This is a genomic window from Salinibacterium sp. 10G20-15, from assembly GCF_057365065.1.
The window spans coordinates 178,754-197,780 of the sequence record NZ_CP195118.1 but is presented as its reverse complement, the minus strand read 5'-3'; the positions used below and the strand labels follow the sequence as shown (position 1 = coordinate 197,780).

Genomic DNA, 19,027 nt, shown 5'->3' with positions numbered 1-19,027 from the left:
CTGCGGCTATTGCAGTGTGATTGCTGATTTTGCGCTGCGAACTTCGGCAGCGGCGCCGTCGGCGGGGTCCTCGGGCACAAAGGCGAGCGTCGCATTCACGGCGTAGGTGCCGGGCTCCACCATCCCACCGGTGTCAATCATGGTGCAGTCGAAAACATCGATGGCGACATCAAAAGCGATGCTCTGGCCAGGCTGCAGATTGACGGGCATGACCGAGAGAATCTGCACATCCGGGCTGTGCGAAATCACGATTGAGTCGCGCAGCAGGTTTAGATCGGGCACGTTCGCCGTCGAGCCGGTCACCGGCTCATCAGACGTATTGGTCAGGCGCGCTGTGCCATAGGCGCTGCCGGAAGCCACCACTTCGGCGGGCAACTCTAGTTCGAGCGAGAGCCCGAACGGCGTTGTTTCATCGGTGCGGATGCTCGTGCCACACGCCGCGGTGATCGGGCTCGTGTCGGGAGCCACCTGTGCTTCGTCCGACGCGGCGGCGTCGCTCTCGCTGCCGGTGTCGAATGACTCGTCAGCGACGACCCCTGCCGTCGTGCTGATGGGGTCCGCCTGCCGAAACGTGCTGATGCCGGCGAAGACGAGCGACGTTGCCGCGAGCAGACCCACCGTTCCTACCGCGAACTGGCGGGGGCGACGACGGCGCTTGCTTCGCGAAATTACGGCGGCGGTGTCGATACCTATCGCGGGCAACTCTGTGCCAGAGAACTGGGTGCGCAGTTCGTTCTCATCAACCACGGTGGCCTCCCAGCTCGTGTGCGTCGGCGCGATCTAGGCTCACGGCCATGCGGGCGAGTCCGTCACTCAAGTAGCGTTTCACGGCGCCCGAGCTGATATCTAGGGTCGCGGCAATGTCATCCACTTTGAGGTCTTCGTAATACCGCAGCACCACGCAAGCGCGTTCGCGCGGGCGAAGCTTCATCAGCTGGGACTGAAGGTCTAAGCGAGCCTCGGTGTCAGCATCCGCCGATTCATGGATGTCGGGCTCCGCCGTCAGGTGGGCGATCTTGCGCCAGCGGCTGATCTTTCGACCGCGGTCAAGGTACGTGTTCAGAATCGCTCGACGCACGTAAGCCTCGGCGCTGGCGATGCCGAAGCCGTTGCGCAGACGACCGAAGGTTTTCACGAGGGCATCGTGCACAAGGTCGGAGGCGTCGTCGCGGTTTCCCGAAATCAGGTACGCGTACCGCGTCAATGCCTCACCGCGCTCGGCGACGAGTTGTGCGGCTACGTCTTCCCAGCGGGCAGGGGTGTTTTTGGTCTCAGTCACTGAGCCCCTCCTCGCCGTCGTCTCTATTGTGGCCGAGGAATGGCCAATAGTTAGCGCAATTGTGGTCACACTAATAAAGACGAACGGCGAGGGGGTTTCGTTGGTTAGCTTGTGAGGCGTGCTTTCAACTGCTCAAGCTGGCGTGTAACGGCAGCGGGAACGCGACCATCGAAGGTTGCAAAAAATTCTTTGGTGGATGCCGCTTCGGCGAGCCATGACTCCGTATCGATAGCAAAAAGCTGTTCCATGACGTTGTCGTCAAGGTCGAGGCCGTCGATATTGAGGTCGCCTTCGCGGGGGAGCAGCCCGAGGGCACTCTCCTGTGCAGCAACTTGACCGTCGACGCGTTCGAGAATCCACTCGAGCACGCGAGAGTTCTCGCCGAAGCCTGGCCAGAGGAACGAGCCATCCGCACCCTTACGGAACCAGTTGACTTGGAAAATGCGCGGCACCGTGCCTGAACTGCGGAGGTTCTGACCGACCGAGAGCCAGTGGGCCCAGTGGTCTGCCATGTTGTATCCACAGAACGGCATCATGGCAAACGGGTCTCGCCGTAGTTCGCCAATGGTGCCTTCGGCGGCCGCCGTCCGCTCAGATGAGATAGTGGCGCCCAGGTAGACGCCATGCTCCCAATCTCGTGCCTCCACCACTAGCGGCACGTTGGTCGCGCGGCGACCGCCGAAGATTATGGCGTCAATAACGACGCCCTGTGGCGATTCCCACTCATCTGCGATGGTGGGGCATTGTGCTGCTGCCACAGTAAAACGTGAGTTCGGGTGTGACGACGGGGTGCCCGATTCGGGCGTCCAGTCGTTCCCCTGCCAATCGATCAAGTGCTCAGGCACCTCATCGGTCATGCCTTCCCACCACACGTCGCCGTTGTCTTTCAGCGCCACGTTGGTGAAGACGGTGTTGCCCCAGATGGTGTCCATCGCGGTCTCGTTGGTGGCGATTCCCGTTCCCGGAGCCACACCAAAGAAGCCAGCTTCGGGGTTGATGGCGCGAAGGCGGCCGTCAGCTCCCTTGCCGAGCCATGCGATGTCGTCACCGATCGTCTCGGCTTTCCAGCCGGGAATCGTGGGCTTGAGCATCGCGAGGTTTGTCTTGCCGCATGCACTGGGAAATGCCGCAGCGATGTGGAAGACGCGACCACGAGGGTTCGTGAGCTTGAGGAGCAGCATGTGCTCGGCGAGCCATCCTTCGTCGCGAGCGATCACTGAAGCGATGCGCAGGGCGAAGGACTTCTTCGCGAGAATTGCGTTGCCGCCGTAAGCGGAACCGAACGACCAGATTTCGCGAGTCTCGGGGAAGTGGCTGATGTACTTGGTCTGATTGCAGGGCCACGGCACATCCGTGTCGCCGGCAGCGAGCGGGGCTCCAACACTGTGGATGGCGCGCACCCACTCGGTGGAGTCATCAATCGACTGAAGAACAGCGGTTCCCATTCGCGTCATGATGCCCATGCTCATGACGACGTAGGGGGAGTCGGTGACCTGCACGCCGATCTTGGCGAGGGGAGAACTGAGCGGACCCATGGAGAACGGAACAACGTAGAGGCGGCGGCCACGCATCGCGCCCTCAAAGAGGCCGTCAAGCGTCGTACGCATTTCTGCCGGAGCGGCCCAGTTGTTGGAGGGGCCAGCATCGCTCTCGTTGACCGAACAGATAAAGGTGCGCGATTCGACCCGAGCGACATCACTGGGGTCGCTGCGGGCGAGGAAGCTGTGGGGACGGTACTCATCGTTGAGGCGGGTCAGCGTGCCGGCCTCAATCATGAGTTCGGCGAGCTCGTCAGCCTCTTCGGGGCTGCCATTGCACCAGACAACTTCGTCGGGCTGCGTGAGGGTGGCGATCTCTTCCACCCAGGCAATAACGCTCTGATTTGTTCCGTCGGGTGCGGAGAAGTGGGTCCTTGTCATCTCGGCGATGCTCATTTCTACCTTCCGCTGAAGTGTTGTTGTAGTGAAAAAACTGTTGTTATTCGATGATGACCCACTTTTGCGCGCTTGGCTGACGAATCGAGTGGAAAGAATCGTCTTTTTTTAGTTAGAGTGAACGTGTGAATGATCTTGTGACTCTCGGGCAACGCATCCGACATTTCCGTACCACGGCCGGACTGACCCTTGACCAACTCGGCGACAAAGTGGGAGTCGCCGGTAGTCAGCTCTCGCTCATGGAGAACGGGCGACGCGAGCCTCGACTGACTTTGCTGTCTGCGATCGCGTCAGCCATCGACATCCAACTTGCCGATCTGCTTGAAGAGACCCCGCCTACGAAGCGAGCCGCGCTCGAAATCGAACTTGAACGGGTGCAACGCAGCACGATTTATGCGTCGTTGGGGCTGCCGAAGATTCGTCCAGCCAAAGGCATTCCGGATGAGACGCTGGAGGCCATTGTCGGACTCCATCACGAACTAGCGACGCGTTCGCGCCAGGCTATTGCCACGCCGGAAGAGGCGCGTCGAGCCAATACCGAGTTGCGTCAGCGCATGCGCACCCTCGATAACTACCTGCCCGACTTGGAGAAAGAGGCCGAGAAGCTCACGATTGCGGGCAACCACACGACGGGGGCGCTCACTCACCGCGCCGTGAGTCTGATGGCGGAATCTCTCGGTTTTGAACTCGTTCACGTTCATGACCTGCCGCACTCGGCGCGTTCAGTCACCGACCTCAAACACGGGCGTATTTACCTACCACCGGCATCTATTCCGGGTGGGCACGGCCTTCGCTCGATGGCGCTGCAAGCGATGGCGCACCGCGTTCTCGGCCACACGGAGCCGACAAGCTACGCCGAGTTCTTGCATCAACGTCTCGAAATCAACTACTTCGCTGCGGCGGTGCTCATGCCGCTCAAGCAGTCGGTTGACTTCTTGAGCGAGGCAAAAGCTGACCGCAACATTGCCGTCGAAGACTTTCGAGATGCTTTCGGCGTGACGCACGAAGCCGCAGCCCTGAGATTCACCAACCTCGCGACGTCGCACCTCGACTTAGAATGCCATTTCTTGAGGGTTGGCGACGACGGAGCGGTGTACAAAGCCTACGAGAACGATGGCCTTCGACTGCCGGTGGATGTCACGGGGTCGGCCGAGGGGCAGTTTGTGTGCCGCAACTGGAGCGCTCGCACGGCGTTCACTCGCACCAACCGCACGACAGAGTTCTACCAGTACACCGATACTCCGGAGGGTAGCTTCTTCGAGTCAACCCAAACGGGAACCACGGATGCCGAAGAGTTCTCCATCACGATCGGTGTACCGTTTTCGCACTCCAAATGGTTCCGCGGCCGCGCTACCGACGTGCGTCGTTCTTCCACGTGCCCTGATGAGTCCTGCTGCCGCAAGCCGGAAGGCGAATTGCGCGATCGCTGGGCGGGCAACGCGTGGTCGAGCGCCAAGCTGCACGCTCACATCCTCTCGCCGCTTCCGTCGGGAACGTTCCCCGGTGTCGATGATCGCGAACTCTACGAGTTCTTGGAGTCTCACGCGAGCGACGCGAGTTAAGCGACACGAGGCAAGGAATGGCCGGAGTGGGCGCGCCCGCTAGCAGTCGCAGTCGGGGCCGGCGGCTGGGGCGGTGAGCACATCGGGCTCGCGCACGATGCGGCCCTCGTCGCTTTCGACGGGGAAACCCTCTTTGGCCCAGTACTCGAAGCCGCCAATCATTTCGCGCACTTCATAGCCGAGCTTGGCAAATTCGAGGGCGCCTTTCGTGGCGCCGTTGCAGCCGGGGCTCCAGCAATACACGACTACTGGCGTGCCGGCAGGGATTTCTGCTGCGGCCCGCGCCGCGATTTCACGCGTCGGCAGGTGACGCGCGCCGACGGCGCGACCCTGACTCCAGGCGACGTCGCCACGAGTATCCACGAGCACGAAAGATTCGCCTGCGTGGATGGCAGCGTGCACGTCGGAGGGGTCGGTCTCAAATTCGAGCTTGCGCGAAAAGTGTTCGATGCGGTCGGCGGCCGTGGCGGGAGAAGTCATGGCAACAGGGTAGTGGCGTAAGCGGTCAGTGCTGTCGGGTACCGTGAATTGTTCGCCGATGTTACGAGGGTGCGTCCGCATCCTCTCTCTGGCGAAGAGTATGAGAAAGAGCACCAGTCATGGCTAAGAAATCTCTCACCGCCGCCCCTCGTTTCGACCAACTCGCGCTGACGAATCTGTCGATTGGTGACCCGGACGCTCTGCAGGCGCACGAAAGCTACAGCGGAGAGCGCTTTGAGAGAGTCGATCTCAGCGAGCGTGACCTGTCGGGAATCTCGCTGTCTGAAACGGAGTTCGTTGACCTCGAAGCCAATGAGGTGGTGTTCCGTTCAGCGGACTTCGTGGACACTCGCTTGGAGAAGCTAAACGCGCCCATTTTTACCGCGTCGCGCACTAGCCTGCGCGACGTGAGCTTCGAAGGATCGCGTCTTGGCTCTGCTGAGTTTTATGACACGCGCTGGAGCTCGCTCCGCGCTTCGCCCGCAATTTGGGCATCGTTATCGACGACTAGCGAGGTGTGCTCGCCGCTGCGAGGGCGTTGGCATTAGCATCCACCACCCGTCGAGCAGCACACGCCCGACTCGGGCAGCATGAGGTTCACGCGGCCAGCGCTTTCTGCGTCTCCGGCGATGGCCGCAACAACCGAGCGAACCTGTTCGTACCCCGTGGCCATCAAGAAGGTCGGCGCGCGCCCGTAGCTTTTCATGCCGACGATGTAGACGTTCTTTTCGGGATGCGCGAGCACGCTGGCCCCGTGAGGTTCAACGGTGCCGCAACTGTGCACATTGGGGTCGATGAGCGGTGCGAGTCCAACGGGAGCCTCGAGCACCGGGTCGAGGCTGAGGTGCAGTTCACGCAGGATGCCGATGTCGGGGCGGAACCCGGTGGCGGCGGCGAGAGCATCCACGGTCACTGATTGGTCGCCGTCGGGATTGCTGCTGGTGACCGTAAGGCGGCCATCGGGCTGCGGGGTGAGTTCGGTGACGGTGAAGTCGGTCAGGAGCGTGATTGCCCCAGATTCGACGGCAGCCTTGAGGCGAGTGCCGAGCGCGCCACGACCGGGCAGTTCATCGGCAGCTCCGCCACCGTAGAGGCGGCGAGCCGAGCGACCTCGAATTGCCCAGGTGATTTCGGTGGCGGGGTCGCTTTCGCCTAGTTCCGCGAGGGCAAGAAGCGTATTGGCGGCCGAGTGCCCCATGCCGATCACGAGCGTGTGCTTGCCGGCGAAGCGAGCGCGGTCGCGGCCGAGAACATCGGGCAGCGGTCCCGTGAGCCACGCGCTGGCTTCGGTCTCGCCCGTGGCCGGGAGCCCTGATGCGCCGATGGGATTGTTGTGACCCCAGGTTCCTGACGCGTCGATGATTGCCGAGGCAAGGATGTCATACACGCCATCGGGGGAGTCGACGCGAACGAGCAGCGGTCGGCGCTCGCGGCCGATGGTCTTGGTGGAGTCGATGCCTTGGCGCGACATCCCGATCACTCGGCTGTTGTAGCGGATGACGGGTGCTAGCTCGGCGGTCGCAGCGAGCGGCTGCAGGTAGTCGCGCACGAGGTCGGCGCCGGTGGGAAGGATCTCGGCGTCGGGGGAGACCCACTCGGTGCGTTCAAGCAGCTCGCGGCCGACGGGATCGATGCTGTAGCGCCACGGCGAGAAGAGGGAGACGTGGCCCCAGTCGCTGATGGCGGCACCGGCGTGGGCACCAGCCTCGAGCACGACGGTGCGGATGCCGCGGCTCACGAGGTTGGCAGCGGCCGCAAGCCCGATGGGGCCAGCCCCGACAACGACGACGGGCAGTGCGCTGGGTGCAGAGTGTTCGGTGGTCATGGCGCTCCTCGTAATCAACTTCAGTGTTTGCTCACGATAACAGTAACTACTGTTGATAACAAAGAGTTGATGTAGGATTGCGAGCATGAGTACACCGGTAGATCTTCTGATGATTCAGAAGCCCACGTGGTCGGCAACGGCCGAGCGGGCTCAGAGTCTGGCGCCCTTGTTACGCGCCCTTGGGGACCCCAACCGGCTACAGCTCGTTCTGCTGCTCACCGAGCGCGCCCACACGGTGCGCGAACTCACCGACGCCACCGGCCTCAGCCAAACGCTCGTCAGCCATCACTTGGCGCCATTGCGCGAAAACGGCCTTGTCACCGTGACCCCGCGCGGCCGCGCCAACGTTTACGAACTGTGTTGCGAAGCATTCGCGGAGCCCGTGAAGATGCTCGCGTCTGTCGCGACCAGCACGGATGCCGGGGCAGAAGCCTGCTGCGTCGTCTCGAACTAGCTCACGCGTTAGAAAGCAAAACAGCCGCACAAGAAGTGCGGCGTTGAGCTAATAACAGTGCCCCCGGAGGGAATCGAACCCCCGACCTACGGTACCGGAAACCGGCGCTCTATCCCCTGAGCTACGAAGGCAAGGAGGCTAGCTTAGCAAGCAATTCTTCGGATGATGAGCACCCTGTTGACATCCTCGCTTCAGATTCGCATGACAGTATCGACGCATGCTGCGCACTGTGTCATCCCACCAAGAACTTGACCTTCGTGGTCGCACCGAAATGGTCTTCAGCATTGCTGTCGCAGCGCCCTGGCCGCTGGCATCCGAGTCGATAGATTTTGTGTTGGATGGCGTACCCCAGCACCCCACAGAATTGGTTGATGCCCGCGGAACCCGCTTGCACTCGCTCATTGCTGGGCCGGGGCAGCTTGTCGTGGATTACGCCGCCACCGTCGAGGCCACTCCCGAGCCCGCGCCGCTCAACGCCCTCGATCGTGTCGAGTACTTGCGCCCCAGTCGTTATTGCGAGTCTGACGTGCTCACGCCAACTGCGCGCTCCCTCTTTCCCACGCAGTCCGGCCATGAACTTGGGCAGGCGATTCGTACCTGGGTGTCAAGCAACCTTCGGTACAGTCCGGGAATGTCGGCGCCCACAGACGGTGCCGCTCATTCGTTGCTTTCGCGTCGTGGCGTGTGCCGAGACTTCGCGCACCTGACGATCGCGATGCTGCGGGCAAAAGATGTACCTGCCCGTTATACATCGGTGTACGCCCCGGGCCTCAGCCCGATGGATTTTCACGCCGTGGCCGAAGCGTTTATCGATGGTCGGTGGTGGGTCGTTGATTCCACGGGACTCGCACCGCGTCAATCACTCGTGCGCATCGCGACAGGCCGCGACGCAGCGGATGTCGCGTTTCTCACGAACCACTGGGCAGACCTGTTTCTGCAGAAGCTGGAGATCACGGCAACCGCCGACGACCTCCCCGTTGACGATCACAGTTCGCCGGTGCAGCTCGGCTAACCGAGCGGGTTGAGCTTCCTTGATCAGGAATGGATTGGTTACTTAAGGGCCGCTCGAACTTCAGCAACAAGACCGCTGGCTTGAGCAGCAGAGGTGAATTCACGCGAGCTCAGCGTTGCCCAATAATCGCCGACGAAGATCTGAGCGGTGCCGATTCGGCTGGCGCTGGAGAAATATCCGTTGAAGGCATCCGCGCTCGCTCCCGCATTCGATTTAAATGTTGCGAGCTTCGACGCGCTCGGCTGGGCGACCGACACGTCGATAGATGTGCCGCTCGTTGTGTTCTGCCAGCGACACACCATGCCCTTCGCCGCAACGGCAGTCGCTGCGGTGGTTCCTGATTCTGGGGTGAAATTGCCGAGTAGAAGATAGTTGGGGTTGAAGTCGTACATGGCGCTGGGGGAAACAAGATCGTTGCAGTTGAAATTCACCGCAGTGTCTGTGGGCAACTGTGTGGGGGTGGCAGTCGGGGTCGGCGACGAGGTGGCTTCCGATGATGACGGAGCGGCGGTGTTGGTGGGGGCTGCGCTCGCTGGAGCGCTCGAGGCTGTAGGGCTCGTCGTGTTCGATGTTGGCTCGGTGGGTACACAAGCGCTCAGGAGAAGAGCCGAGGCGCTCAGTGCGATCACTGTCGGAATTACGCGAAGTCGAAAAGCCATACCCCCATTCTCCCGACTTGCACCGGCATCGCAGCGCAGTGACCCGGCAGTGTCGTGAAGTGCCAACCGATCTGTGACCTTAAGACCGCATCAATCTCGCATCGAACGCCTGCAACCACCCAGTACTCTTAAGGGGTGAATCCTGCTGATCTTTCTGCCACCCTGCTCTCCGTTGTCGCCCGCATAGCGGCGGACCGCGGCACGCCCGATCTGGGCCTGACCGTCAGCGACCTGGTGCTAGAGCGACCACGCAACCGCGATCACGGTGATTGGGCATCCAACATCGCCATGAAGCTCGCGAAGCCGTTGGGGGCCAACCCTCGCGAACTGGCGACCGAGATTGCTGAGCAGGCTCGCACTATTGACGGCATCGCCTCGGTGGATGTTGCGGGTCCCGGCTTTATCAACATCACGCTGGATGCCGCTGCCGCGGGCGCGCTCGCGAAGACCATCGTCGAGCAGGGCGAGGCGTACGGTCGCAATGAGTCCCTCGCGGGTCAGACCATCAACTTGGAGTTCGTATCGGCCAACCCGACCGGTCCGCTGCATATCGGCCACACTCGGTGGGCTGCGCTCGGCGACTCGCTCGCGCGCATCCTCAAGGCTGCCGGCGCAGAACTCGTGAGTGAGTTTTACATCAACGACGCCGGTAATCAGATGGATAATTTTGGGGCGTCAATCCTGGCCTCGGCTAAAGGTGAACCGACTCCCGAGAACGGTTACCCGGGTGCCTATGTTGCCGAGCTCGCTCAGCGCGTGCTCGCCTCGAACCCCGAAATTCTCGAACTCGATCATGATGATGCAATCTCGGTCGCTCGCGAACGTGGTTATGAACTGCAGTTGGGGGAAATCAAGAAGTCGCTCGCCGCCTTCAACGTTCACTTCGACGTGTGGTTCAGCGAGCGTGAGCTTCACGCCGTGCAGGATGACGGCAAGAGCGCCATTGACACCGCTGTCGAGCGTTTGCGGGCCCAAGGCCACGTCGCCGACATCGACGACGCCGTGTGGGTCAAGACCACCGACTTTGGCGATGACAAAGATCGTGTGATCAAGCGCGGCAATGGCATCTATACCTACTTTGCTGCTGATGCGGCCTACTACTTGAACAAGGGTGACCGTGGCTACGCCCACAAGATCTACTTGCTTGGAGCCGATCACCACGGCTACGTTCACCGCCTTAAGGCGCTCGCGGGTGCTGCCGGTGACGACCCCAACAAGGACATCGAGGTGCTGATCGGGCAGCTCGTGAGCATCAACGGTGCCCGCCTTTCCAAACGCGCCGGCAACATCATTGAGCTCGACGACCTGCGGGAATGGCTCGGAACGGATGCCCTGCGCTACTCGCTCGGCCGCTACCCCTCCGATTCACCGCTCAACCTCGATCCCGAAATTCTGCAGAAGCGAACCAACGACAACCCCGTCTTCTATGTTCAGTACGCTCACGCCCGCACGCACAGCGTTGCTCGCAATGCGGGGGAGGCGGGAGTGGATCGCAGCGTCTTCGATGCCTCGCTGCTCACCAACGAGACCGAAAGCATCCTGCTCGGTGTTCTTGCGGAGTTCCCGCGCATTGTGGCTCAGGCCGCAGAGTTGCGTGAGCCCCACCGCATCGCGCGTTTTGCCGAAGAGCTCGCCGGCAGCTACCACCGCTGGTACGACCAGTGCCGCGTTACTCCGATGAACGACGAAGAAGTGACCGACGTCCATCGCACGCGGCTGTGGGTCAACGACGCTGTCGGTCAGGTTCTGCGAAACAGCCTCTGGATGCTCGGGGTTAGCGCCCCGGAGCGGATGTAGCTTCCGTGGCTTCTGACGATCAGCCCACCATCGAGTTACGACTCGACGGTGCGGGGGAGCCCGCTGCCACCACGGCCACTGGCTACGAGACTGCGAAACGCAAGCGGCGCAGCTGGATGGGGTGGGTTATCGCCGGGGCCGTTCTCGTCATCCTGATTGTCGGCGTTGTTCTTGTCGAAACGGTCGGACGAACAGCCGCGGTTCGCATCGCCCAGAACGAGATCGCGTCGTCGCTCGGCCTGGAATCCAGCGACGGTGTGGCTGTCGATCTGGGCTCGGGCTCACTGATCGTGCAGGCGCTCACGGGCGGGCTCGACGTCGTAACGATCGACATCGACCGCTTCGAGGTCAACGGCCTCGAGTCATCCGTGCAGGTCATTGCGACGGGCGTGCCCGTAGTGACGTCGCAACCCATTGACACCGTCTCGATGGAGGTCGTGGTCGCCGGCGACGAAGTGTCGAAACTGGCAACGACCCTGAGCGGTACCGGGCTCGACTCCATCGAGTTGGAAGGCACCGCCATTCGTGTCTCGACAGTGTTCGAGCTGCTGTTCTTTGAGATCCCGGTCGCTCTCGAACTGGTGCCCGTGGCGACGGGCGATTCGATCGCCTTTGAGCCGGAGTCGGTCATCCTGAATGAGGAACAGATCTCGGTTGCTGACCTGCTCGATAACCCCCTCGTCGCTGGCCTTGCGGGAGGCTTGCTGAGCTCGCAAGAGTTCTGCGTCGCCTCGTCACTACCGACAGCGTTGACGATTGATTCGGTTGCCGTCGCCAACGACAACCTGGTCATCCAACTCAGCGCTGACGGGATTGCCCTCGATGATGCTGCCTGGAAGCAATACGGCACGTGCCCGACGCCGTAACTCGATTCAGCGCTAGCCGCGCCAGCCGTTAGAGTGGTCAGCATCCCCAACGCCTGTGCGGACACAATCCGCCGTTTTCCGTCTACATCTCTGTGAGGTGCGACTGTGTTCGCGAACCCGCTGGCGCCCGAGTGGCTCGAAGCTCCCGCCGAAGCTAATTCTTTGGCATCGACCGTCTGGTCGCGCAATGCTGCGCGCTCCGAGAACGGCGAATTGACCATCGCAGGCGTTCCCACGAGCGAGCTCGTCGCTAACTTCGGTACGCCGGTCTACGTCGTCGACGAGGCGGATGCTGTGGCGCGCGCCACCGAGATCAAGGGCGCGTTCGACACCGAATTCGCTCGCATCGGTTCGAGCGTCAAGGTGTACTACGCGGGCAAGGCGTTCCTCTGCACCGAGGTCGCTCGCTGGATGACGGCCGTAGGCCTCAACATCGACGTTGCAAGCGCTGGCGAGATGGCTGTTGCCCTCGCGGCTGGCGTTGATGCGTCGCGACTGGGATTCCACGGCAACAACAAGAGCCTTTCCGAGATCGACCGTGCTGTGCGCGCGGGCATCGGCCCCATCGTTATCGACAGCGTCGTCGAAATCGGTCGGGTTGCTGAAGCCGCTGCACGGCACGGTCGAACCCAGCGGGTGCGCTTGCGCATCAATAGCGGGGTTCACGCGTCCACTCATGAGTACTTGGCAACGGCCAGGGAAGACCAGAAGTTTGGTGTTCCGCTGACCGAGGCTGAGGCGATTGTGGCGCAGATTCGTTCGCATTCCTCACTGGAGTTTGTGGGCATCCATTCGCATATTGGGTCGCAGATCTTTGACACTGCGGGCTTTGCTGAGGCGGCTCGTCGCTTGCTTGAATTGCATGCCCGTTTGTCGGTGGCGGCTCCGGTGCCCGAGTTGAACTTGGGCGGCGGTTTCGGCATTGCGTACACCGCGGTGGATCAGGCTTTGCCGGTTGCTGAGCTCGCGGCGTCGCTCGCGAATATTGTCGAGGCTGAGTGCGCTCGCCTCGAGATTCCTGTTCCTGTCATCGCTATCGAACCGGGCCGTGCCATCATCGGCCCATCGACAGTCACCCTGTACACCGTGGGCACGATTAAGGATGTGCTCGTCGAAGGCGAAGCTGTTCGCAAGTACGTCAGCGTCGATGGCGGTATGAGCGACAACCTGCGCACCGCCCTTTACGCGGCGGACTATTCCGCTCGCCTCGCGAATCGTGTTTCGGATGCTGCCCCCGAGCTGGTGCGCATCGCCGGCAAGCACTGCGAGGCCGGCGATATCGTGGTGCGCGCCGAGTACTTGCCTGCAGACGTTGAGCCCGGAGACATTGTGGCCGTTCCCGCCACCGGCGCTTATGGCTGGGCAATGTCCAACAACTACAACTATCTTGCGCGCCCGCCGGTTGTTGCGGTGCGCGACGGCAGGGCTCGCATTATTGTGCGGGGCGAAACCGAAGACGACTTGCTCAGCCGCGACGCGGGAATCACACCATCGGGAGACTCTGAATGATCGAATACCGCAACCTTCGCGTCGCAGTTCTGGGTGGAGGAAGTGTCGGATCACAAGTCACCGCTCTACTGCTCGAGCACGCCGACGAGCTCGCTGCCCGGGCGGGAGCCGGGCTCGAAGTCGTGGGCGTCGCCGTTCGTGACATCGATGCTCCTCGCGACACCGTCATCCCGAAAGAGTTGCTGACGACTGATGCAGAGTCGCTCATTGTTGGCGCCGATATCGTCATCGAACTGATCGGTGGCCTTGAGCCTGCACACACCTGGATTCTGAAAGCGCTGCACTCCGGCGCCGACGTCATCACTGCCAACAAGGCTCTGCTGGCCCACCACGGCGCTGAGCTTTTCGAAGAGGCCGCGCAGGTCGGTGCTCAGTTGTATTACGAGGCAGCCGTGGCGGGAGCGATTCCGATCATCCGTCCCCTGCGCGACAGCCTCGCCGGTGACCGCGTCGAGCGTATATTGGGCATCGTCAACGGCACCACGAACTACATTCTTGACCGCATGGATGCCACGGGCGACAGTTTCGACACCGCTCTTGCGGAGGCCACGCGCTTGGGCTTCGCCGAGGCCGACCCCACCGCTGACATCGAGGGGTATGACGCCGCGCAAAAGGCCGCGCTGCTGTCGAGTCTTGCGTTCCACACCCGTGTGCCGCTGGATGCCGTGCACCGTGAAGGAATTACAAGCGTTACCGCCGAGCAGGTCGTTGCCGCGCGCAAGGCTGGCTATGTCGTCAAGCTGCTCGCGATCTGTGAGCGCGTGCTTGCCGCTGAGGGTTCGACCGAGGGGGTCAGTGCTCGCGTTCACCCCGCCCTCGTTCCTCTGACACACCCGTTGGCCGCCGTGCACGGTGGCAACAATGCGGTGTTTGTCGAGGCCGAGGCTGCAGGCAGCCTCATGTTCTACGGTGCGGGCGCTGGCGGAATTGAAACCGCATCCGCCGTTCTGGGCGACGTTGTTTCGGCTGCTCGCCGCCACGTCATTGGTGGCCCCGGCGTTGCCGAGTCAACCCACGCCAACTTGCCGATCTTGCCGATCGCCCGCGTAATGACGCGCTACCAAATCACCCTGACGGTTGTTGACGAGCCCGGTGTGCTCGCCACGATCGCCGCAGTATTTAGTGACCACCACGTCTCCGTAGAAGCGGTCAACCAGACCGTCGGTGCAGTAGTCGAGGGCGTGCCGAGCGCTACTCTTATTACTGTGACGCACGAGGCGACGGATGAGTCGCTTGCCGCCACGGTGGCAGCGCTAGCCGAGAACTCGGTTGTGCGTGAAGTTGTGTCCGTTTTGAGAGTTGAGGGGCTGTAAATAATGAATAGCGAAATCCGGAACCGCCAGTGGCGCGGCCTGCTTCACGAGTACGCCGACCGTCTCAACATTTCTGACGCGACCCCCATCATTACGCTGGGCGAGGGTGGAACTCCCTTGCTTCCCGCTCTCGCGCTGTCAGCTCGCACCGGCGCCAAGGTCTGGGTCAAGTTTGAAGGAATGAACCCCACGGGCTCGTTCAAAGACCGCGGCATGACGATGGCTATTTCCAAGGCTGTCGAGCACGGTGCCAAGGCTGTTATTTGCGCCTCGACCGGTAACACCTCGGCGTCGGCTGCGGCCTATGCGGCTCACGCCGGTATCACCGCCGCTGTTCTCGTTCCCGAGGGCAAGATCGCGATGGGCAAGCTCAGCCAGGCCATCGCTCACAACGGTGAACTCATTCAGGTTCAGGGAAACTTCGACGACTGCCTCGACATCGCTCGCGACCTCGCCGAGAACTACCCCGTGCACCTCGTCAACTCGGTGAACCCCGACCGCATCGAGGGCCAGAAGACTGCTGCCTTCGAGGTCGTTGAGGTTCTGGGTGATGCTCCTGACTTCCACATCGTTCCTGTCGGTAACGCCGGAAACTACACGGCCTACTTCCGTGGCTACAGCGAAGAGCTTGAGCGCTCCGCCACCACGAAGCTCCCGCGCATGTTTGGCTTCCAAGCCGAGGGCAGCGCTCCGATCGTTCGCGGCGAAGTTGTCAAGAACCCCGACACGATTGCTAGCGCTATCCGCATCGGAAACCCAGCATCGTGGCACCTCGCCACCGAGGCCCACGCGGTGTCAGACGGCTACTTTGGGGCCATCAGCGACGCCAAGATTCTCGAAGCCCAGCGCATCCTGTCGGCTGAAGTCGGCATCTTCGTAGAGCCCGCTTCTGCCATTAGCGTTGCCGGACTTTTGGAGCGTGCCGAAGCAGGCCAGATTCCTCGCGGTTCTACCGTCGTGCTGACCGTTACCGGTCACGGGCTCAAAGACCCTCAATGGGCGCTCAAGACGGCCAGCGGCGACGACGTCACTCCCACGATCGTTCCAGTCGACACCGCTGAAGTTGCGAGCGTGCTGGGGTTGGCTAAGGCATGACCTCGCTGGTCGGTCGCAGCGTCGTCGTGCGCGTGCCGGCGACCTCCGCCAACCTCGGTCCCGGCTTTGACACGCTCGGGCTTGCCCTTTCGCACTACGACGAACTCATCGTTACCGCAGTCGAGGGCTCGGGCGTCGAGATCGACGTCACGGGTGTTGGTGCAGGAATTGTCGCGACCGATGAGTCGAACCTCGTCATCCAGTCGATCCAGCATTGCTTCACGCACTTTGGGCAGTCGATGCCGGCACTTCGGGTGTCGGCGACCAACGTCATCCCGCACGGTGGTGGCTTGGGTTCGTCAGCGGCAGCGATCGTTTCGGGCGTGATGGCTGCAAAGGGCTTGCTCGACGGCATCGTCGAGATGGATGCTGCAACTCTGCTTGTGCTCGCTACCGAGCTCGAGGGACACCCCGACAACGTGGCACCAGCGCTTTTGGGTGGTCTCACGATTGCCTGGAGCACCGAGTCGGGGCCGCTAGCCAAAAAGCTGATGGTGCACCGCGGAGTGTCACCGCTCGTCTGCGTTCCTGATTTTCAGGTTTCGACGGCGCACGCGCGCAGTTTGCAGCCGGATGCTGTGCCCTACGCCGATGCTGTCTACAACGTTTCGCGAGCAGCCCTCTTGATTGCGGCCCTCACCCAGAGCCCCGAAGTGTTGCTTGAAGCCACGGGGGATCGCCTGCATCAGGATTACCGTGCTGCGGCGATGCCACAGACCACAGAACTGATCCGTATGCTGCGTTCCCACGGGCATGCGGCTGTAGTTTCCGGTGCTGGCCCCTCGGTGCTCGTGCTTGCGGATGACCCGGCGAAGCGCCTCGAAGCAGTTGATCTCGTGCAGGAGCACGCCGCAACGCCGTGGGAATGTTTACTCTTAGCTGTGGACTTCAAAGGTGCTACAGTGAATGAGCACCAGGTAGAAGCTACGGCGTAGCCGCAGCCTCCCGGTCGTATTTCACCCGTCGTATCCCCGAATTTTGATTCCTGCGCATCCGCGTAGACATCGGTGAGCGACTAGCTCTCCGCCAAGCTATTCATTCTTGGTTGGGGAAAGGAACCCCTAGTAGTGACTGACGTCAACAACCACGCATCGAGCGTGGATTCCCGTGCCGCGCTGAGCGCGTTACGACTGCCCGAGCTTCAAGCTATGGCAGCCGAACGCGGCATCACCGGCACTTCCAAACTTCGCAAAGGAGATCTCGTGGACGCAATCAACGAGAAGAACAACAGCAATACTGACTCTGCCCCCGCCACGGATGCGACTGCTGCTCCGGCACGCAAACGGGCGTCTCGTCGTGTTTCGAGCACCGATGGTGCCGCTATCGCGGGCTCTGAAGCTCCCGTAGGCGCCCCGCAGGTAGACGAGAACGCGGCGGCGGCAGAGAAGCCTAAGACGGCTAGCCGCAAGAAGAAGACTGACTCTGCGCCGACTGCCGAGTCGGATGCCACAGCCGGCTCCGCAGCGTCGACCGACGTCGCAGCATCCACTGATGCTCCCGCCGCCGACGCCGCGCCCAAACGCAGCCGTCGCAGCTCCAGCCGCACCGCCGCGGCGGAGGCGCCGAGCAATGATTCTGCCGCGTCGAACGAGGCTGGCGCCGGGGCAAGCGACTCTCAAGAGTCCGACGCCGAGAACAAGGTTGCCAAGGGAGGCAACAAGAACACCAAGAGCCGTAACGGCGCGAAGAACGCCGACAACAATTCTGAGAAGAACAGCAACAGCAACGGCGACAAGCAGACCAGTGCTGACAAGAGCAGCGCTGACAAGAGCAGCGACAAGAACGAGAACGACAACGACGGCGAAAGCGCCGACAACGAGTCGGGTTCGGGCCGCGGACGTAACCGAAACCGTAACCGCAACGGAGACGGTTCGGGCCGGCAGAACAACAACCGCCGTCAGAACAACAACGGTGACGGCAACAACGACGGTAACAACAATGGCGGTAACCGCGGTGGCCGTAACAATGATGACTCGCGCGGCGGAGATTCCGATTCCGAGCGCGGTGGACGCGGACGCTACCGTGACCGCAAGCGCGGCCGTGGAAACATGGGCGACGACTTTGAGCCCGAAATCACCGAAGACGACATTCTGATTCCGGTTGCCGGCATCCTCGACGTTCTCGACAACTACGCTTTCGTGCGCACCACCGGTTACCTTCCCGGTAACAGCGATGTCTACGTCTCGCTCGGTCAGGTGAAGAAGTACAACCTCCGCAAGGGTGACGCCGTTGTCGGCGCTATCCGCCAACCGCGCGAGGGCGACAACAACCAGGGCCGCCAGAAGTACAACGCCATCGTGCGCATCGACTCGATCAACGGTCTTCCCGTTGAAGAGGCAGCAAACCGCGTTGAATTCGGCAAGCTCACCCCGCTGTACCCGCAGGAGCGCCTGCGTCTCGAGACCGAACCGACCATGCTGTCGACTCGCATCATCGACCTCGCTGCTCCGATCGGTAAGGGCCAGCGCGGCCTGATCGTTTCGCCTCCGAAGGCTGGCAAGACTCAGGTTCTGCAGGCCATCGCGAACGCGATCTCCAAGAACAACCCCGAGGTTCACCTCATGGTTGTTCTCGTCGACGAGCGTCCCGAAGAGGTCACTGACATGCAGCGCACCGTCAAGGGCGAAGTTATTGCTTCGACCTTCGACCGCCCCGCTGAAGACCACACCACCGTCGCTGAACTCGCTATCGAGCGCGCCAAGCGTCTCGTTGAGCTCGGCCACGACGTCGTGGTTCTGCTCGACTCGATCACGCGCCTTGGCCGTGCCTACAACGTGACCGCGCCACCGTCGGGTCGCGTACTGTCGGGTGGCGTCGACTCTGCAGCGCTGTACCCGCCGAAGCGTTTCTTCGGTGCGGCTCGCAACGTTGAAGAGGGTGGCTCGCTCACCATCATCGCTACCGCTCTCGTGGAGACGGGCTCGAAGATGGACGAGGTTATCTTCGAAGAGTTCAAGGGCACCGGCAACATGGAGCTTCGTCTTTCGCGCCAGCTCGCCGACAAGCGCATCTTCCCCGCGGTTGATGTCAACGCATCAGGAACGCGTCGCGAAGAAATGCTGTTGGGTGCCGACGAGGTCAAGGTCACGTGGAACCTTCGTCGTGCCCTTGCTGGTCTCGACCAGCAGGCCGCGCTCGAGATCGTGTTGAATAAGCTGAAGGACACGCAGTCGAACGTTGAGTTCCTCATGCAGATCCAGAAGTCGCTTCCTTCCGTCGCCGGCACCAAAAAAGAGGACTAA

Annotated in this window: 17 protein-coding genes and 1 tRNA gene; 11 read left to right on the top strand and 7 right to left on the bottom strand. The window is 61.7% G+C overall.

Features of this window, described 5'->3' with window-relative positions:
* Positions 1–6: 6 nt before the first annotated feature.
* From ACR3YK_RS00930 to ACR3YK_RS00920, 3 genes are all read right to left on the bottom strand, one after another.
* Complete coding sequence (locus ACR3YK_RS00930) at positions 7–747, bottom strand: hypothetical protein (protein ID WP_486175390.1); 741 nt, start codon at positions 745–747, stop codon at positions 7–9.
* Positions 740–1,279: a sigma-70 family RNA polymerase sigma factor gene (locus ACR3YK_RS00925; protein WP_486175389.1), complete on the bottom strand. Its 540-nt coding sequence runs from the start codon at positions 1,277–1,279 to the stop codon at positions 740–742. Before ACR3YK_RS00925 ends, ACR3YK_RS00930 begins: the two co-directional genes overlap by 8 nt.
* Positions 1,280–1,383: 104 nt before the next feature.
* On the bottom strand, positions 1,384–3,213 hold the full coding sequence (locus ACR3YK_RS00920) for a phosphoenolpyruvate carboxykinase (GTP) (protein ID WP_486175388.1): 1,830 nt from the start codon (positions 3,211–3,213) through the stop codon (positions 1,384–1,386).
* Between the two features lie 125 nt (positions 3,214–3,338).
* On the opposite strand from ACR3YK_RS00920, the gene ACR3YK_RS00915 reads away from it, so the two are divergent.
* On the top strand, positions 3,339–4,775 hold the full coding sequence (locus ACR3YK_RS00915; protein WP_486175387.1) for a helix-turn-helix domain-containing protein: 1,437 nt from the start codon (positions 3,339–3,341) through the stop codon (positions 4,773–4,775).
* A 39-nt stretch (positions 4,776–4,814) separates the two neighbouring features.
* Here the strand turns inward: ACR3YK_RS00915 and ACR3YK_RS00910 are convergent, their stop codons facing one another.
* Positions 4,815–5,255, bottom strand: coding sequence for a rhodanese-like domain-containing protein (locus ACR3YK_RS00910; RefSeq protein ID WP_486175386.1), 441 nt, complete (start codon positions 5,253–5,255; stop codon positions 4,815–4,817).
* Positions 5,256–5,374: 119 nt separating this feature from the next.
* Between ACR3YK_RS00910 and ACR3YK_RS00905 the strand changes: the two genes are divergently transcribed.
* Positions 5,375–5,803, top strand: a complete 429-nt coding sequence (locus tag ACR3YK_RS00905) for a pentapeptide repeat-containing protein (RefSeq protein WP_486175385.1) — start codon at positions 5,375–5,377, stop codon at positions 5,801–5,803.
* Here ACR3YK_RS00905 and ACR3YK_RS00900 read toward each other — a convergent pair.
* Entirely contained in the window at positions 5,800–7,080 is a 1,281-nt protein-coding gene (locus tag ACR3YK_RS00900) for an NAD(P)-binding protein (protein ID WP_486175384.1), read from the bottom strand. The two genes, ACR3YK_RS00905 and ACR3YK_RS00900, sit on opposite strands and share 4 nt — an antisense overlap.
* Positions 7,081–7,165: 85 nt before the next feature.
* Between ACR3YK_RS00900 and ACR3YK_RS00895 the strand changes: the two genes are divergently transcribed.
* Positions 7,166–7,534, top strand: coding sequence for an ArsR/SmtB family transcription factor (locus tag ACR3YK_RS00895; RefSeq protein WP_486175383.1), 369 nt, complete (start codon positions 7,166–7,168; stop codon positions 7,532–7,534).
* Positions 7,535–7,592: 58 nt separating this feature from the next.
* Here the strand turns inward: ACR3YK_RS00895 and ACR3YK_RS00890 are convergent.
* Positions 7,593–7,665: transfer RNA gene (locus ACR3YK_RS00890), tRNA-Arg, on the bottom strand.
* Between the two features lie 86 nt (positions 7,666–7,751).
* Between ACR3YK_RS00890 and ACR3YK_RS00885 the strand changes: the two genes are divergently transcribed.
* Complete coding sequence (locus ACR3YK_RS00885) at positions 7,752–8,546, top strand: transglutaminase-like domain-containing protein (RefSeq protein WP_486175382.1); 795 nt, start codon at positions 7,752–7,754, stop codon at positions 8,544–8,546.
* 38 nt (positions 8,547–8,584) lie between these two features.
* Here ACR3YK_RS00885 and ACR3YK_RS00880 read toward each other — a convergent pair whose 3' ends face one another.
* Positions 8,585–9,205, bottom strand: coding sequence for an arginyl-tRNA synthetase (locus ACR3YK_RS00880; protein WP_486175381.1), 621 nt, complete (start codon positions 9,203–9,205; stop codon positions 8,585–8,587).
* A gap of 135 nt (positions 9,206–9,340) precedes the next feature.
* Here ACR3YK_RS00880 and argS point away from each other — a divergent pair, with 135 nt between their 5' ends.
* The 7 genes from argS to rho all read left to right on the top strand — a co-directional run bounded on the left by argS (position 9,341) and on the right by rho (position 19,027).
* Complete coding sequence (gene argS / locus ACR3YK_RS00875) at positions 9,341–11,002, top strand: arginine--tRNA ligase (protein WP_486175380.1); 1,662 nt, start codon at positions 9,341–9,343, stop codon at positions 11,000–11,002.
* Positions 11,003–11,007: 5 nt separating this feature from the next.
* Positions 11,008–11,868, top strand: a complete 861-nt coding sequence (locus ACR3YK_RS00870; RefSeq protein WP_486175379.1) for an LmeA family phospholipid-binding protein — start codon at positions 11,008–11,010, stop codon at positions 11,866–11,868.
* Between the two features lie 105 nt (positions 11,869–11,973).
* Positions 11,974–13,377, top strand: coding sequence for a diaminopimelate decarboxylase (gene lysA, locus ACR3YK_RS00865; protein WP_486175378.1), 1,404 nt, complete (start codon positions 11,974–11,976; stop codon positions 13,375–13,377).
* Positions 13,374–14,690, top strand: coding sequence for a homoserine dehydrogenase (locus tag ACR3YK_RS00860; RefSeq protein ID WP_486175377.1), 1,317 nt, complete (start codon positions 13,374–13,376; stop codon positions 14,688–14,690). Before lysA ends, ACR3YK_RS00860 begins: the two co-directional genes overlap by 4 nt.
* Positions 14,691–14,693: 3 nt before the next feature.
* Positions 14,694–15,785: a threonine synthase gene (thrC, locus tag ACR3YK_RS00855; RefSeq protein WP_486175376.1), complete on the top strand. Its 1,092-nt coding sequence runs from the start codon at positions 14,694–14,696 to the stop codon at positions 15,783–15,785.
* On the top strand, positions 15,782–16,720 hold the full coding sequence (thrB, locus tag ACR3YK_RS00850) for a homoserine kinase (protein WP_486175375.1): 939 nt from the start codon (positions 15,782–15,784) through the stop codon (positions 16,718–16,720). Before thrC ends, thrB begins: the two co-directional genes overlap by 4 nt.
* Positions 16,721–16,852: 132 nt before the next feature.
* Positions 16,853–19,027 carry a transcription termination factor Rho gene (gene rho / locus ACR3YK_RS00845; protein WP_486175374.1) on the top strand — a complete coding sequence of 725 codons (2,175 nt, stop codon included), beginning with the start codon at positions 16,853–16,855 and terminating at the stop codon, positions 19,025–19,027.

Coding starts and splice junctions, on each gene's coding strand:
- ACR3YK_RS00905 (WP_486175385.1), top strand. CDS start 5,375: ATGGCTAAGAAATCTCTCACCGCCGCCCCTCGTTTCGACCAACTCGCG.
- ACR3YK_RS00910 (WP_486175386.1), bottom strand. CDS start 5,255: ATGACTTCTCCCGCCACGGCCGCCGACCGCATCGAACACTTTTCGCGC.
- ACR3YK_RS00900 (WP_486175384.1), bottom strand. CDS start 7,080: ATGACCACCGAACACTCTGCACCCAGCGCACTGCCCGTCGTCGTTGTC.
- ACR3YK_RS00880 (WP_486175381.1), bottom strand. CDS start 9,205: ATGGCTTTTCGACTTCGCGTAATTCCGACAGTGATCGCACTGAGCGCC.
- ACR3YK_RS00920 (WP_486175388.1), bottom strand. CDS start 3,213: ATGAGCATCGCCGAGATGACAAGGACCCACTTCTCCGCACCCGACGGA.
- thrC (WP_486175376.1), top strand. CDS start 14,694: ATGAATAGCGAAATCCGGAACCGCCAGTGGCGCGGCCTGCTTCACGAG.
- thrB (WP_486175375.1), top strand. CDS start 15,782: ATGACCTCGCTGGTCGGTCGCAGCGTCGTCGTGCGCGTGCCGGCGACC.
- ACR3YK_RS00895 (WP_486175383.1), top strand. CDS start 7,166: ATGAGTACACCGGTAGATCTTCTGATGATTCAGAAGCCCACGTGGTCG.
- ACR3YK_RS00860 (WP_486175377.1), top strand. CDS start 13,374: ATGATCGAATACCGCAACCTTCGCGTCGCAGTTCTGGGTGGAGGAAGT.
- ACR3YK_RS00885 (WP_486175382.1), top strand. CDS start 7,752: ATGCTGCGCACTGTGTCATCCCACCAAGAACTTGACCTTCGTGGTCGC.